Source organism: Clostridium sp. M62/1 (assembly GCF_020736365.1).
In the GTDB taxonomy this organism is placed as follows: Bacteria; Bacillota; Clostridia; order Lachnospirales; family Lachnospiraceae; genus Otoolea; species Otoolea saccharolyticum_A.
In genome coordinates this window covers 2,123,338-2,138,925 of record NZ_CP085988.1, presented here as the reverse complement: position 1 = coordinate 2,138,925, position 15,588 = coordinate 2,123,338, and the positions used below count along the sequence as shown (strand labels likewise).

General features: G+C 52.4%; 14 protein-coding genes and 1 pseudogene. 1 reads left to right on the top strand and 14 read right to left on the bottom strand.

Features of this window, described 5'->3' with window-relative positions; translation table 11 throughout:
* Positions 1-57 precede the first annotated feature (57 nt).
* The 6 genes and pseudogenes from LK436_RS10040 to LK436_RS10015 form a co-directional block, all read right to left on the bottom strand.
* Positions 58-1,161, bottom strand: coding sequence for a PucR family transcriptional regulator (locus LK436_RS10040; RefSeq protein ID WP_044931445.1), 1,104 nt, complete (start codon positions 1,159-1,161; stop codon positions 58-60).
* A 47-nt stretch (positions 1,162-1,208) separates the two neighbouring features.
* Positions 1,209-2,609: a vWA domain-containing protein gene (locus LK436_RS10035; protein WP_044931365.1), complete on the bottom strand. Its 1,401-nt coding sequence runs from the start codon at positions 2,607-2,609 to the stop codon at positions 1,209-1,211.
* Between the two features lie 183 nt (positions 2,610-2,792).
* On the bottom strand, positions 2,793-3,182 hold the full coding sequence (locus tag LK436_RS10030; RefSeq protein WP_227910030.1) for a TOBE domain-containing protein: 390 nt from the start codon (positions 3,180-3,182) through the stop codon (positions 2,793-2,795).
* 34 nt (positions 3,183-3,216) lie between these two features.
* A pseudogene (locus tag LK436_RS10025) lies at positions 3,217-3,903 on the bottom strand (M42 family peptidase); the annotation flags it as partial.
* Between the two features lie 317 nt (positions 3,904-4,220).
* A complete protein-coding gene (locus LK436_RS10020) occupies positions 4,221-4,562 on the bottom strand; it encodes a winged helix-turn-helix transcriptional regulator (RefSeq protein ID WP_008398048.1) in 342 nt (113 codons plus the stop codon).
* 194 nt (positions 4,563-4,756) lie between these two features.
* Positions 4,757-5,794: a S66 family peptidase gene (locus LK436_RS10015; RefSeq protein ID WP_044931362.1), complete on the bottom strand. Its 1,038-nt coding sequence runs from the start codon at positions 5,792-5,794 to the stop codon at positions 4,757-4,759.
* Positions 5,795-6,200: 406 nt separating this feature from the next.
* Here LK436_RS10015 and LK436_RS10010 point away from each other — a divergent pair, with 406 nt between their 5' ends.
* Positions 6,201-7,307, top strand: a complete 1,107-nt coding sequence (locus tag LK436_RS10010) for a DUF362 domain-containing protein (RefSeq protein WP_008398040.1) — start codon at positions 6,201-6,203, stop codon at positions 7,305-7,307.
* Positions 7,308-7,408: 101 nt separating this feature from the next.
* Here the strand turns inward: LK436_RS10010 and LK436_RS10005 are convergent, their stop codons facing one another.
* The 8 genes from LK436_RS10005 to LK436_RS09970 form a co-directional block, all read right to left on the bottom strand.
* The gene (locus LK436_RS10005; RefSeq protein WP_227910028.1) at positions 7,409-8,368 is read right to left on the bottom strand and encodes a nucleoside hydrolase; all 960 of its coding nucleotides are present in this window, start codon (positions 8,366-8,368) and stop codon (positions 7,409-7,411) included.
* Complete coding sequence (locus tag LK436_RS10000) at positions 8,346-9,371, bottom strand: ABC transporter ATP-binding protein (RefSeq protein WP_008398035.1); 1,026 nt, start codon at positions 9,369-9,371, stop codon at positions 8,346-8,348. The genes LK436_RS10005 and LK436_RS10000 overlap by 23 nt, the downstream gene beginning before the upstream one ends.
* Positions 9,364-10,221 carry an ABC transporter permease gene (locus tag LK436_RS09995; protein ID WP_008398034.1) on the bottom strand — a complete coding sequence of 286 codons (858 nt, stop codon included), beginning with the start codon at positions 10,219-10,221 and terminating at the stop codon, positions 9,364-9,366. The genes LK436_RS10000 and LK436_RS09995 overlap by 8 nt, the downstream gene beginning before the upstream one ends.
* Positions 10,203-11,129 (bottom strand): ABC transporter permease, encoded by a 927-nt coding sequence (locus LK436_RS09990; RefSeq protein ID WP_008398032.1) that lies wholly within the window; start codon positions 11,127-11,129, stop codon positions 10,203-10,205. Before LK436_RS09990 ends, LK436_RS09995 begins: the two co-directional genes overlap by 19 nt.
* Positions 11,129-12,439, bottom strand: a complete 1,311-nt coding sequence (locus LK436_RS09985) for an ABC transporter substrate-binding protein (protein ID WP_008398030.1) — start codon at positions 12,437-12,439, stop codon at positions 11,129-11,131. The genes LK436_RS09990 and LK436_RS09985 overlap by 1 nt, the downstream gene beginning before the upstream one ends.
* A 15-nt stretch (positions 12,440-12,454) precedes the next feature.
* On the bottom strand, positions 12,455-13,369 hold the full coding sequence (locus LK436_RS09980; RefSeq protein ID WP_044931358.1) for a rhodanese-like domain-containing protein: 915 nt from the start codon (positions 13,367-13,369) through the stop codon (positions 12,455-12,457).
* 119 nt (positions 13,370-13,488) lie between these two features.
* Positions 13,489-14,991 (bottom strand): sulfurtransferase, encoded by a 1,503-nt coding sequence (locus LK436_RS09975; RefSeq protein ID WP_008398027.1) that lies wholly within the window; start codon positions 14,989-14,991, stop codon positions 13,489-13,491.
* A gap of 6 nt (positions 14,992-14,997) precedes the next feature.
* Positions 14,998-15,588 carry a hypothetical protein gene (locus LK436_RS09970; protein WP_008398026.1) on the bottom strand — a complete coding sequence of 197 codons (591 nt, stop codon included), beginning with the start codon at positions 15,586-15,588 and terminating at the stop codon, positions 14,998-15,000.

The window sequence follows — 15,588 nt, the reverse complement described above, 5'->3', positions numbered from 1 at the left end:
CTGCAGCTGTCTTTTGCTTTCCCTCATTCAGGCATGTACAGCCGCTGCGGTGCGTTTTTATATGTCTTCTTCCTCAATATTTTCCGCCTTCTCCTTCACATACTCGTGCACCATAAGTCCCAGCCTCAGCAGCATGGCGTCCTCAAAATTTCTGATATTCAGTCCCAGCAGTTTCTGCAGCTTGTCCAGCCGGTAAACCAGAGTATTTCTGTGAATATAGAGATGTCTGGCCGTTTCTGCAATGTTTAAGGAGTCGTCAAAGAACTGGCGGATCGTCATCAGAGCTTCCTCGTCCAGCTCGTCGGGCCCTGCACAGGCAAATACCTCGTCCAGAAACTTCCTGCACAGAGGCATAGGGAGGCTGTAAATCAGCCTCCCCATCCCCAGCCGGTCGTAGGCCACCACATGGCTTTCCCTGCTGAAGATACGCCCGATTCTCATTGCCAGACAGGCCTCTCTGTAGGATTCGGAAAGTCCGCTCAGCTTTTTGGTAGGAGTCCCAAAGGAGAGACAGGCATCCTGCATCCCCTCCGTATTGATCACGTCGACGATATTGCGCCCTATCTCCTCCAGCCCCTCTGTGCTCTCTCCCTCCCGCATCGTTCTTACGTAGACATACTTTCTGTGGGCTGTCTTAAACAGAAAGCCGCCTGCCGTTTCCCCGTAGAGGGGGCGAAGAATCTGAAGAATCACGTCCGAATCCCCGCCGTCCTCTCTGGTTTCTATCAAAAATACCGTTCTTGACACTCTGCCGTCCAGCCGAAACCGTTTTGCCTGATCGTCCACATCGACCGGGAGAAGGTGTCCGAGAACCACACGCTTTATAAAGTTTTCCCTGTCAAATCTGTCTTTCTGGAAGCGGATTAGCCCTGAAATCTGGAGAGCAGCCAGGCGCAGACAGGTGAGAACATCTCCGCTTCCCCGTCCAGCCAGAACAAATTCTGTCTTTCCTCTGTCAGCAACCTTTACCAAGCAGAGCTCTCCAAAACTCTGAAAATCTGCGCCTGAGGCGGCAAACTGTTCCGCCCGTTCAGTATCCTCCCGGCCGGGAGGGCAGGTGAACGCCGTCATCCCACCTCCCGGCCGCAGCAGCATCAGCTCTATCCCTGTTATTTTCTTTATTTCTTCCAGTGTCGTTTGAAATGTGCTGTTTGAATTCAACCTCTTCCTCCTGCCTGTGCCTCTGTTTTTTATCCTGCCTGCTTCTTTTAATCCAGAAGGCTTTCCCTGCATCCGCCTCCCCTGTTTGTCTCTGCATCACCGCAGCTAAACCCGCTGTCAATGCTGTGGGCAATCAGTCTGGCTCTCAGCCTTCTCTTTCTGCATATCGAATCCCCTCCGCAGTCATTCACATCTTCCGGGAGTACAAACCGGATTCCCTTCACCTGAATATCACAGCATTTTTTCCCGTTCTGTGCCGGGATAGTAAAAATTTTCATTCCGCGCTCGCACTCTTCTCCGTTCATGCCGATTTCGGTGAGAATGGCTGCCAGCGCGGTCCTCTTTCCGGGGCATACGTTTCTGACAGTTGCATTCAGCTCTACGATTCTTCCAAGTCCTTCCTGGCAGATTCTCCCCACATCTACTACCTCCACGTCCTGACATCCGTCGATTGTGAAATCCACTGCCTCAGGAAAGTGATCGGGCCTTACCTCCCCGCAGCACTCCACGTGAACACATGGATTCGGGAATGACACTTCATTTCCCTCTGCATCGCAGTATCTGATGCAGTGGTTGACGAATTTCCGGCCTCCTTCCTGGGACACGTCTCTGATATAGAACTCCAGAACCGCCCCCTCACATTTGCGGCAGCCCAGACTGTCAATCTTCCACTGGAGTGTGGTCGTGTTGATCATGGTGGCCGTTCCCTTGGTCGGTGTCAGAATGCTCGTAATGGCAAAGTCGCTGTTTACTTCCTCGTTAATTACAATCTTTGTGGCCCCGTGCCTGCAGCCATTTTTCATAAGGCGCTCAAATGCTGTCTGGGCTTCACCCAGCTCCCGAATCTCGATGATATGGGAATCGGACGGCCCTGAAGCCCACGAGCGGAGTGCTTCCCGGTTTACCCCGTCAGGGGCGGCAATTCCGATACAGTAAACAGTAACTCCCGCCTGTCTGGCCTCAGCAGCTGCGCTGTCAGTCTGACTCCTGAACGGCGTCTGCCCGTCTGTAATCAGGAAAAGCATTTTTTCACCAGGCGTTTTCATATCCAGCAGCTTCACAGCTGCCCGGATCGCCTCTGCCTGGTTGGATTTTCCGCCGGCAGTCAGTCCCTCTGCCGCCCTTGCCGCCTGCTCCACAACAGGAGAAAGCATAGAGTTCACGGTTGCAGTATCAGAGAAGCTCACAAGCCCCACTCTCTTTTCTCCTGCATATCCCTCCGGCTGTGCAGACTCTCTCTCCAGAGTCTCAATAAAGGCCTTGATCCCCTTTTTCGCAGCCTCAAGAGCCGACCCTTCCATTTTCGCGGAACGGTCGATTGCAAATACAATGTCATGAGATTCCTTGCCGATACAGGGACAGGCTGCCAGTGACAGGGTTACCTTAACGGTTCCGCCGCACTCAATTCTTTCCTCACTCACCCTCTTATTTGCATTTATAATTCCCATAAAAATATCCTCCTCATTCATCAAGCTGGTTCGTCCAGCTTTACCTTATACTATGAGAAAAGGGACAAAGAGGTGAATTTTTATGGCAGACGCAAAACCGCAAAAGAGGACACCGCCTCCCCGGCGGCATCCTCCCCCTGCGCTTGCAAGGCGCACGCCTGCGCGCGCCTCTTTCCTGCGCTGTTAATTAAAAATTGCGTTCTCTGTTTCAATGTCAAAGGCATGCAGTTTCTCTGTATCCATATACAGGTTAACGCTGTCGCCCGGTTTTACACGGACAGAAGGATTTACTCTTGCCGTCCAGGTTGCACTGTCCATATCGAAGTACAGGAAGGTTTCAGCTCCCAGCATCTCGTATACGCGGATGGTTGCATGGAGGCAGGCATCCTTGTTTGCACGCTCAATGTCTGTCTCGTCGTGCAGATCCTCCGGACGGATTCCCAGAGTAATCTTCTTGCCGATGTAACCCTTCTCCTTTAAGACAGCCGCTCTCTTTGCGTCCAGGGTAATGCTCTGTCCGCAGAACTCCAGCACTACACTGCCGCCGTTCTCCTTTACATCTGCATCCACCATATTCATCTTCCTGAGCCCTGCGGTTAAGAGACTCCGGAACGATCGGGCTGTGGCACAGCACCGGACCTGCGCCGAGCCTTACCGCTCCGGCATCCTTTTCTGTATATCCAAAGGGATAATCCGTACAGTAGGTAACATCCACCACAATGGCCAGATCCGGCTTCACCCTTCCCGCAGTAAAGTAGGCGCCGTTTTTCGTCGTCTCCTCTCCCGCTGTGGCAACGCAGTAGAGCCCGTTTTTAGCGCCTGCTGCCTTAGCCCGCTTGAATGCTTCCATGATGATGAATACGCCCAGGCGGTCATCCAGCGCACGGCCTGCAAATCTGCCCCCAGAGAGCTTTTCAAAGCCAGCGTCAAAGGTAACGGTATCGCCGGGCCTTACAAGCTCCAGAGCCTCTTTTTTAGAACCGGCTCCTATGTCGATGGCCAGGTCTGTCACCTCCAGCTTTTCCTTTCTGCACAGCTCCCTCGCTCCGTTTACAACGCCTTTCACAATGCCTTTCTCTGTGTGAATCTGGACTCTGTGTCCCGGATAAGTCTGTGGAATCACTCCTCCCCTGTCAATCGCATATAAGTACCCGTTCTCATCCGCTGTCGTGATCACAAGGCCGATTTCATCCAGATGGGCTGTCACGAGAATTCTTTTCTCGGCCTGCGGGTTGAGCACTGCGATCGTGTCGTCGAGAATGTCTGTGATCACCTCGTCTGCACAGCCCTCCATCTCCCGCTTTACCGCCTGGCTTCCCAGACTGATGGCGCCTGAAACAGTCACGGCATCCAGAAGTTCTTTTAAAAATGCTTCGTTTTCCATTACTCCTCCTCCTGATTTCTGTCATCAGCAGATATCTCTTTTGTCTGCCGGCATTTTCCTGATCTGCTCTCCCGTTTCCTTTCATTGTCACAGCCGGACAGCAGATTCTGCCTATCTGATCTTATCTGACCCTTTCGGGAATGTCAATAGACAGCCCAGCATTTCCCCGGATTTCTGCCTGCAAAAGAGACAGGCGAAACGGAAGCTGAAACAGCTCTTACTGCGCCTTACTGTGCCTCTGAACCTTTGCTTTTCGCCTGATATCCTTCTCCCCATATCCACATAGCATCCAGAATCGGTTTCAGGCTGCGGCCCAGCTCAGTCAGGCTGTACTCCACCCGCGGCGGAACTTCTGCATAGACGCGGCGGCTCACCAGCCCTTTTTCCTCCATATCCCTCAGCTGTGCAGTCAGCACTTTCTGGGATACGCTGCCAATGGATCTTTTCAATTCCCCGAACCGCTTTGTTCCGGGCATTAAATCCCGCAGAATGAGAACCTTCCATTTATCTCCGATTAACATGAGCGTCGTTTCTACCGGACAGGCCGGCAGTTCCTTTGCTGCCTGCATTTTACCACTTCCCTTCAATAGTTTCCTTTTGGCAACTACAGCGCAAAAAAACGCTTACAGCACAAATGAAATTATAGAGCTATTATAATCTTCCAGATAAAAAATAGCAATCCTTAAAACACACGCTTCCGCCTGAACAGCGAAGCCGTTTTTGAGGACAGCACGGCCGCCAAAAGATGTACATTCAGGTTCCCTCAAAGCCGCCTTTCCCCAAAAGTGATTTTCTGGCTTTCCGCATCCACGACCGCATCCACTCCAAAGGGGATGATGCAGCGGGGAAGGGCGTGGCCTGCATTGACATTGTACACCACCGGAAGAAGCGGATTGTCTATACATTCAGCCAGAATCCGCTTATACGCTTCATAATATGTCTCGTCCATGGGTTTTCCGACTATCACTCCGCTCACTGCCCCGAACACTCCGGTATCCTTTGATGCAGTGACTGCTCTCTGATACTTCTCCGGCGCCATCTTTTCCTCGCTTGTCTCCAGAAACAGAATTTTTCCCTTCCACTCACTGGCTGCCGGAAACAGACCGTACCGTGTGCAGAGCTTTGGCGAATCTGCATACCTCCCCCCGTCGAACATGTCAAATATGGTATCGAGACATCCGCCGAGAATTTTTCCTGAAAAAACAGCGTTTCCCTGCAGCAGCTCAAATCCTCTGTCGGGATGCTGTTTTAATCGGACTCCCATCTGCTCCTCCCCAAAATCTGTTCTGCTCTCATACCACACCCTGCTGGGACTGATCTCTTTGATTCCTCCCGTTTCAATCAGCTCTTCAAAGTACTGTCTGGTATAGGGGAGCATCTCGGGCTCCAGCTCACAGACATCCGTGAGAAAAGACTGGCCGTAAAAGGTTTTAAGCCCCATTTTGTTCAGCATAAAGTGATTCATAGTGGAATCTGAAAAACCGAGAAAGATCTTATCCCCGACTGCCCTCTTCAGCTCATCATGCTCAAACAGATAAGGGAGGAGCCTGTAGGTGTCATCGCCCCCTATGGCGCACAGAATCATATCGATCGCCGGATCGCGAAACGCCGCAAGCAGATCCTCGGCCCGCTTTTCCGGATGTTCCCTGATATAATCAATTCCTTTTTTTGCATGTTCCATAAACCGGACTTCCAGCCCGTATTGTTCCAGCCGCCTGATTCCAAGCCTCAGCTCATGTCTGACAAAAGCCTCCCCTAGCATTCCGCTGGACAGGCTGACAATTCCAACTGTTTTCACCATCCCGCTCGCCTCCCTGTGCTCCATTTTTCAGGAAATTATATCATCCCTGTCCGAAAACCGCAAATAATTTCCCCTTCCGTCTGTCCCGGAGTTTTAATTTATGGTATAATAGCCGCAGAGCGGTTATTATACCTGCGCCGAGCCGCTGGCGCCCGAAGGGAGCCAAAACACTCCTGCGGCGAGTGCGCATCCCTCGGAGAGATACATATCCGGAGGATATGGTATAATGGCGAGGAAGGCGCATGCCATGCTTGCATGAGCATGCATTTGACGAGCAGCTCCATCGAGACGCTAGTCGAGATGGTATAATAGCCGCAGAGCGGGCATTATACCTGCGCCGAGCCGCTGGCGGCAAATTTCCTGCCTCTGTCCATACAGACACGGCAGACCAGATAAGGAGGAAACCATGACACCGTCAAATGTCTATTTTACCACATTCAGAACCACATTCCACGAAAACCTGCTCCAGAAGCTGGAGCGCCTTGTAAAAAAGGCCGGCATGCTGGATCAGATCGATTTCAGCAACAAGTACGCTGCCATTAAAATCCATTTCGGTGAGCCGGGAAATCTGGCCTATCTTCGCCCGAACTATTCCAGAGTTCTCGTCGATCTGATTAAGAAAAATGGCGGCAAGCCCTTCCTGACAGACTGCAATACCCTCTATGTGGGCGGCCGCAAGAATGCGCTGGATCATCTGGATTCTGCCTATATGAACGGCTACAATCCATTTGCCATCGGCTGCCACGTCCTGATCGCAGACGGACTCAAGGGAACTGATGACATTCTCGTTCCAGTTGACGGGGAGTATGTAAAAGAAGCCAAGATCGGCCGCGCCATTATGGATGCCGATATCTTCATCTCTCTGAACCATTTTAAAGGCCATGAGTCAACAGGGTTCGGAGGAGCTCTCAAAAATATCGGAATGGGCTGCGGCTCCCGGGCCGGAAAAATGGAGATGCACAACGCCACAAGTCCCTTCATCCTTCAGGATCAGTGTATTGGCTGCCATGCCTGCGAGAGGGACTGCGCCCACGGCGCCATCTCCTTCCCGGAAAAGAAGGCTTTCATCGACGAGAGCAAGTGCGTTGGCTGCGGCCGCTGCATCGGCGTCTGTCCGGTAGACGCAGTAGCAAACCACTGTGATGAGTCCAATGATATTCTGAACAAAAAAATCGCCGAGTACACGCTGGCCGTGCTCAAGGGACGCCCCCACTTCCACGTCAGCCTTGTAGTGGACGTATCTCCATACTGCGACTGCCACGCAGAAAATGACGTGCCCATCGTGCCGAATGTGGGCATGTTCGCATCCTTCGATCCGGTTGCCCTGGATATGGCCTGTGCAGATGCAGTCAACAGGCAGCCGGTTATGGCGGGAAGCGTGCTGAGCGAGAGGGAACACTGCCACCACGATCACTTTACAGACGTGCACCCTGAAACCAACTGGATGGTGGCATTAGAGCATGCCGAAAAGCTCGGAATCGGTACGAGAGAGTACAATCTCATTACTATCTGATAACGGTCCGGCAAAAACAGCGGAGTGCCGCGGACATAAAACAGAGACAAAGACGGAGAAAATCAATCTTTCTCTGCAGCACACGGAATGGCCGGTTCCGGCTATTCCGTGTGCCCGGCATTCCCCGCCGGCATTCTCACCTGCTTCCAGGCTCTGTATATCTCATTCTTAAAGGCCCTCTCCTCCCGGATAGCCGGAAGATTTAACAGGCACTTCTTTTTTCTCTCCCTTTTATCTTCCTCTGCCCTGCTTTTGCAGTCCCCGGTGTTTTCTTCTGTTTCCATTCCTTCCCTTCTTAAATATCCGGTTTTCAAATCCCCGGCTGAAAGGCAGAATGTTTCCCGGCTGTCCTCAAACAGCTCCGGGCGCATCAGGTAGACAGCCGCCGTCACGTCCCAGTTGTAAAATCCCTGTATCCCGTAGTCTTCCTCATTATACTGAAACCAGTAATCCGTCTTTTTTCTGATGTATTCTGCCGCGCCCTCTGTCTCCAGAAACAGATTGTCCCGGTAATCCTCTTTTGTAAACAATACTTTCAGACAGTTATTCCCGGTTATGACAGACACCCGCTTCCCTTCCGTCAGAACGAGAAAGGCAGCCTGGGGGTCGCAGGAAAAGTTCAGCTCATCCATCTTCTTTTTCTCAAACAGAAGAGGCTCTGTGATCCCTCCCATCAGCACAATCTCTCCCGCCTTTTCAAAAAATCCGGGATCCCGCTTCCACGCTCCCATCAGATTTGTAAGGGAGCCGGTTGCAAGAACTGATACCTCCCCCGGATAGCGGTTCACCGTCTCGGCCAGGAAATCGGCAGCCTCACTGCCGCTGCAGCCGGCTGTCTCTGCCCCCCTCCTGACCGGAATTCCGGTCAGACCAGTCTCTCTCACCACGGTTCCTATTGTGTCCCATACCACATCCATCCTGCTGTTTCCGTAGGAAGCTGTAATTCCAAGCAGCTCTGCCTCCGGACATCCCAGCAGATAGAGAAGAGCCAGGCCGTCGTCCACATCACATCCTTCAACTCCCATGGTACAGTCACAGTCAAATACAATACGCTTCTTCAATTTCTATCCCTGCCCTGCTTCCTTTTTTTAAACCGAGCCGCTCAAACTCCCGGCTCATCATCTGACTGCGGATCTCCCCCTGAGGCGTGTCAAGGAGAATTTCCGCCGTCTCTCCCATAAAAATAATCTCGCGAATAAGGAAATCCCCCTGCCCTGTCAGCTTAATTGAGAAGGGCCGGACCATTGCCTCGCACTCCCCTTCCCTGCCGGAAGCAGACAAAGGGGCCTTTAAAAAGCCGCAGTCAAAGATTCCTCCCTGCGCAGTTCCCCTCAGATAATTTGCCCGTCCGAAGTATTCTGCCGCTTCCCAGGACGCCGGGCGCCAGAAAAGCTCTTCAGGGGTACCACACTGAAGGACACTCCCTTCTTTCATCAGCACGATTCTGTCTGACATCTGGAGAGCCTCCCTGCTGTCATGGGTAACGAGGATGGTCGTAATTTTCCTTTCCCGGTGGATCCTTCTTACCAGGCTTCCCATCTCGGCTCTCAGCCTCTCGTCCAGACCGGAAAAGGGTTCGTCCAGGAGTAGAACGGACGGCTCCGCTGCCAGCGCCCGCGCCAGAGCTACCCGCTGCATCTGCCCGCCGGAAAGTTCCCTGATCTTTCTCCTCCCATACCCGGTAAGCTGCACCTCATCTAACAGCCTCTCAGCCTCCTTCTTCCGCTGTTCTCTCGAAAGGCCGCGAAGCTCCATGGGAAAGGCGATGTTTTTCTCCACCGTCATGTGTGGAAACAGTCTTAAATCCTGAAATACAATTACCGTTCCCCGCTTTTCAGGGGAGACAGTGAGAAGGGATCTTCCGTCCAGCCGTATTTCCCCTGACGCGGCCTCTATAAGACCGGCGATGCTCTTTAAAAGCGTACTTTTCCCGCAGCCGGACTCGCCCAGCAGAGAAACAAAGGCGCCCCGCTCCGCCCTCAGGCTGAGTCCGCGGAGAATTTCCTCTCCCTGAAGGCTGACCCTGAGCTGTTCCACCGACAGCCCGCTGTCTTCTCTATTCATAAAAACCTCCCTCCATGTCTCCTGCCATCCGTCTGGCAATCCGCTCAAACAGCCCGAACACGAGAAGCGTCACTGCCAGAAACAGCGCGCTGTAGATGGCGGCCATATTCCGGTCCCCGCTCTGCAGATAGGGGACCATGACAACTGAAAAAGTCCTGACCTGACCGCCTCCAATCAGCAGTGTGAGGAAATACTGGCTGAAGGAAACAATGTAAGCCATGCCGGCTGCAGACAGGATCACCGGGGCCATAACCGGCAGAGAGATCCGCCGGAATGCCTGCCAGGGCGATGCCCCGAGAGTCCGCGCCTGCTCTTCCAGGGAACGCCCTGCGGCCTTTGTCCCCTCTGCAATCAGACGCACTGCATAGGGCAGGGAACAGATCAGATGGGAGATGGCCACCCCTGCAGCAGTATTGTTCAGTCCCATTCGGATGAACAGGAGCTGAACACCCATGGCGAACACCGTAGACGGTACCATAAACGGCAGAACTGTCAGAAAGCTCACCAGAGCCTTGCCGCGAAAGCTGTAAAATACAAGGGCTCTGGCCGTCATAGTCCCTATGACAGCTGACAGAAAGGCCACTGATGCCGACAGGAGGACACTGGAGAGCATGAGACGCCCCAGCTCTCCTCCGCGTCCAAAGACCTCCCTCACAGACCGAAGAGAAAATACCTGGGGAACCAGGTCAGGCCAGGCCCACCGCTCTGCAAAAATCCAGACAGGAAGCGTCAGAGCCGGAATCAGTATCACTGCCATTAGAACTGCAGTCAGGCTGTTCGTGACAATTCCCGGCCTCTTTTTCATCTGTGTTTTATCCATCTGCATTTTATTTATCTGGGCTTTATCCATCTGCTCCTCCCCCCTCTCCCGCCTGAAGTCCTTCTCTGTTCCCCCGAGAGCTTCAGCCTTCGCATCTGCCCGTTCATCAGTGCATAATACAGAGCTGCGCTCAGCAGTGAGATAACGATAATAATCCCGTTCAGCGCCATGGCATAGGGGCGGTTTCTCAGATCCGGGTGAAGATACTGCTGATAGGCCAGTACAGGCAGAGCCCTGGGCTTTGTGGCGCCAAGCAGCATAGGCAGCTCATAGGCCCCCAGAGCGAACACAAAGATAATCAGAAATCCGCTCATGATCGTATTCCTGCACAGCGGAAGGGTAATTTTGAAAAAGGCAGTCCGGGGCGCCGCTCCCAGGTTGACGGCAGCCTCTCCAAGACTCCTGTTGATATTTGCCATCAGTGAGATAACAAAATAGATCATAAACGGGAGCTCCTTCCACAGATAGCCCAGAATAATGCCTGCTCCGTTCTGATCATAGATCAGGGCGGGAAACTGCTGCTGGTTTTCTATCCACCCGAAACTGTATAAGATGCGGGCTGCAATGCCGTTTTTCGACAGAAGGCTTATGAGAAACAGCGCCGTCACTGCATGGGGGACAATGATGGGAAGCTCTATCACCCTCATGGAAAGTCCCCTGGTTTTCCCTCCCATCACACAGAGCCCGCAGAAAAATACGCCTCCTGCAGTTGCAAGAAGCGCAGAAAGCCCGGCAGTTTTCAGGCTGAAGAGGACAGACTCCATCAGATCCGGCCTCAGAAAGATCTCCCGGTAATACCGAAGTGTCGGCTCCGTCAACCCAAAAGCTGGAATCACCCCAAAACTCTGGGTGATTCCAGCTATCAGGCCTGCCACAAACAGTATGGCAAGCAGGATCTGCGGAGCCAGCAATAAATATGGTGCCAGCTTGTTTTTCATTACTTTCCTACTACTTCCTCCATCCAGATTTCCTCAATAATGGGAACCAGCTGCGCCGGCATTTCCGGAAGCCGCCTTGACAAGAGCTCATCCTGGGGAATGATCCCCTCTCCCAGCTCTGCCCCGTCAAAGGCTGCCCTCTGCTCCTCTGACAGCTTTTCGTAATCCAGAACCGGAATCACCCTCAGCGTTTCATAGCGATCCGCCTGTATTTCAGGAGAAAGCATCTCGTTAATGGCGACCATGGCCCCGGCCTTATTGCCGGAATTGGCGGCAATGGCCATAAAGTTTGTGTTTCCGATGGTTCCCCCGTCAAACAGAAAGCTCTTTGTCGTCTCTGTGTAGGTGCCGTCCTCAATTTTCAGCGCTGTGCTGTAGGCGTCATAGGTCATGCTCAGGACAACCTCCCCATCGGCAAACATGTTGTCGAGGGTGGTAGAGGAGTCGGGGAAGGTCTGACCCTGATTCCACAGCCAGGGATTCAGCTCCCTCAAATATTCCATCGCCGGCCTGACAGCCTCCCGCACCGTTTCCTTATCTGCCTCCATGGTTAGAAAAGGTTCATAGCCGCAGATTTCATAGATGATGTTTCTGACGAACACGCTGCCCGTAAAGTCGGGAAGGGCCGGATACGTCACCATGCCGGGATATTTCTGGACAAATTCTTTAAACTCCCTGGCATTCCCCGGCAAATCAGGGGTTACCGCCGTGTCGGCAATCAGCACCATCTGCGCTTTCCCGTAGGGGGCTTCATATCCTTCCACAGGGTAAGCAAAATCAAGAGTCACATCCTTGGATGTTTCGTCCACATATTCGCAGAAATTAGGCAGTCTGTCCGTAAAGGGGCCGTACAGCAGATTGTTTTCCCTTGCTGACTGGAAGTTTTCTCCGTTAATCCAGATCATGTCAATGCTTCCGTTTTCCCCGCCTGCCTGGATTTCTCCGGCAAGCTGGCTCAGCACCTGATCAATGTCCATGGGGACACGCTCCATGGTGATGTCGTATTTCTCCTTCATCACAGGGGCAAAGGAATGGTCCAGCCAGTCGTTGAGTTTTTCATCTCCGCCCCATCCATAAAAGGTGACGGTTGTGCCTCTGGCAGCCTCCTTCATTTCTTCAAAGCTCATGTCCTCAAGAGCCGGAAGGCTCTCTTCCCCCGACGCTTTTACTGATGCCTCTGTGCCTGCTTTGCCGCTGTCTGCAAGCTCTGTTTTCCCTGTCCCTGAACAGCCTGTAAGCGCCAGAAGTCCCAGAACAGCAGTCAGAATCCATCCTGCAGCAGTCTTTTTCATTTCCGTTGTTTTTTTCATTTCCGCTGTCTCATCTTATTCTGTCACAAAGGCTGCCTGTACATCGGCATCCTTCGCGCCATTTTCGATAATAAACAGATTATTTGTGTCAAAACCTGCATCCTTCATGACAGAGACAGCTGTCTTGGCGCAGTTATTTCCGCTGTAGCAGAGCAGATAAACTGGTTTTTCCTTGTTCATCTCATTTACTGCCAGCTCATACATCTCTGTCTGAGCCTTGGAATCCTCGATCTCCTTTAATCCAACCTGAAGGGAGCCCTCCAGATGTCCTTTTGCATAGGTATCATCATCGCGGACGTCGAGAATCTGAATATCAGAATTTCCCACAGCCTCCACTGCTTCCTTTCCTGTCACATACTGCCAGTCGATACTTTCCTCTGTGCGGTTTGTGGTAAGCGCGTCCTTCTCCTTAGCCAGAGCCTTAGCGCCTCCCTCTACCGTATAGATCAGAGAAGCGTCAATTCCTGCATCCTCCAGAACTCCTGTGGCTTTCTGAGCGCCCCTCTGTCCGCTGTTGCAGATAATATAAATCTCTTTTCCGTCAGACAGATTCTCCTTAGCGTAGGCAGTCATATTCTCGGCAAGGGATTCATCCTCCAGCGGGAAAATCGGGCACCATTCGGAGCCTGCCACTCTGCCTTCTACATAATTTCCCCATTCCCTGACATCAAGAACATGGGTTTCTCCTGTCTTTGCAGCCTCCACTGCATCAGCCGGAGCGACAAACTGGTATTCGCTGCCCTCTGCTGTCTTTTCCTCTCCTGCCGCCTCTGACTGTGCTTCGCTCTCCGGTGCCTTTAAAGCTGTCTGGGCCGCAGTTTCCGCCGCGGAAACTGCCTGCGTACTCTGGGCATCCTTAGAGCCGCAGCCTGTGGCCAGCATTGCTGCCGCTGCAGATACTAATAAAACCGCTGTTAATTTCTTTCTCATGATACAGTTCCTCCTGAATTTTATCCTCATTGATTATACGGGCTATCCGTTTCACCTTCAAGTCCGTCCCTATTGAAATATCTGATATAGCTATAGACCGTTTCAATAGGTATTTCTTTTTACTCCGCAATAAAGAACTCCTGAGGCTCCTGCTCCGGCGCATCCTCCGGAAGGCCCTTCTCCTTTACAGGGCTTTCAGGTCTTTTATGCCACTCGTACCAGCCTCCATCGTACATATGGATATCCTCCCAGCCCATTGCATAGGCATAAAAATACGTCTCACTTGCACGCCAGCCTGTTCCGCAGTGGAATACCACCGTCTTATCCGGCGTAATTCCCCAGCGCTCCCATCTGTCTTCCATCATCTCGTAATTAAACATCGTATTGTCCACGTTGCGGAAGTCTTCCATGCTGTACGGATCAGAACCGGCATAGCCAAACCTGGAGCCTGCAATATCGCCTGCCTCTCCGATATAGGTGTAGCCGCTTATATTTCCCAGATATTCCTCCCAGCTTCTGATAGAAGCGATCACTGAATTTTCATCATTCACCACCTGAAGCTCCTCCTCATAATCGAAGATGATGTCAGGGTTAGCCGGAACCTCTGTGCCGAAATCTGCCTGTTCCGGCTGATGTGCCTCAGTATCCCAGGCCCGGCCTTCCAGGGCCCAGAGCGTCTTTCCACCGTTTAACAGGCGCACATCCTCCACTCCTGCGTATTTCATAAGCAGTCCGGCTCTTGCAGCAGCTGTCGTCGCTGCCGTTGTTCCGTAGAGCACGACTGTGGTATCTTTTGTGATTCCCAGTCCCTCGAGGATGTTCTGAAGATCCTCGTCAGAGGGGCGGTTCCAGAACTTGAGCTGCTCCTCCATGGGAATTACCTCATAATCGGCAAGAGCTCTCGGGCCGGGAATATGATTGATCTCATCTGCATTCACATTAATTGCTCCCGGGATATGGCCCTTGTCATACTCTCCCTCCTCACTGGCCAGCGATACCTCTACAATCTGGAAGTCTCCTCCGTCAAAGGTTTCCGGCGTTTTTCCGTCTGCCAGATCCTGCACCCACTGAGGATGTACGTACATCTCATAATGCTCCAGGCTCTCTGTTTCGCCTCCGGCCTCCACATAAGCCTCATATCCGCCCTCCAGGACAGACAGATTCTCAAAACCGATTTCCCTGTACTTTTGGACAGTCTCCTCAGATACAGCAGAATTGCTGTACAGAACCGTCTCTTTTGCCGGATCCAGTCCGCGGCGCTCCAGCTCCCTGTCCATAGTTGTCCCTATAGCGGAATCCTTCTCCAGATCAATGGAAAGCCATGATTCAGGGAAGTCCACAGCACCCCTAATATGTCCTCCGGGCCCTTCTTCTGTCGTCCAGCCGATATACTGCTCCTCTGAACGGATGTCAATAATCTGAGCCTCCGTATCTGCCAGTTCCTCAGCTGTAACCGTTCCTGTCTCTGCCTGGGCCTCTTCTTCTCCCAAAGCCCTTTGTGTCTCCTCCTGGGCCTCTTTCGTCTCCTGCGCCTGTGTCTGGGAATCCGGCGCCGGAGCAGAGCATGCTGCCGTCACAAGTGCCGAAGCTGCTGCTGCCATCAATACTCTCCACTTTCTCATCGTTTCCTAACTCCTTTCATTTTTCGTTTTGTTCCTTTTTTCAAAAGTGTTATCTATGAGTAATTTTAACAGGTATCCCGTTAAAAGTCCCGTCGCGTACAAAAGAAGGGTATCTGTCCATCCTGTCCTCAGATAATTCTCATAGCTTCCCGCCATATATTCGCCGAGGCTGAGTCCTCCCAGAAACTGCCTGTTAAACCCGTAATAGAGCAGAAAGGAAAGGGGCTTAAGCAGAAAAGTCCCTCCCAGAACGGTCAGCAGGTACCGGACAATGTGGAATCTTTTTCCGTGCCATAGGATGCCCACTGCCGCCGCTTCCGCCATCTGAAATAAAAGTACATAGGGAATCACGCCGCTTCCCATACCGATGTTGTTGAGCACAGCGCTGGCTGCCGCTGCGTAGCATGCACCTCCCACCGGCCCAAGCCCCATACTCACTAAAACCACCGCAACATTATTGGCATAGATCAGCTTTCCCACAGATGCCACCATCGGCAAAATCGCTGTAACTGCCGTAATCACTGACGCAGCCGCCACAAACACGGCCGCCCGCATAAAGCGGATTCTGTCTCTCTGTTTTGTTGTATTCTTTTCCAT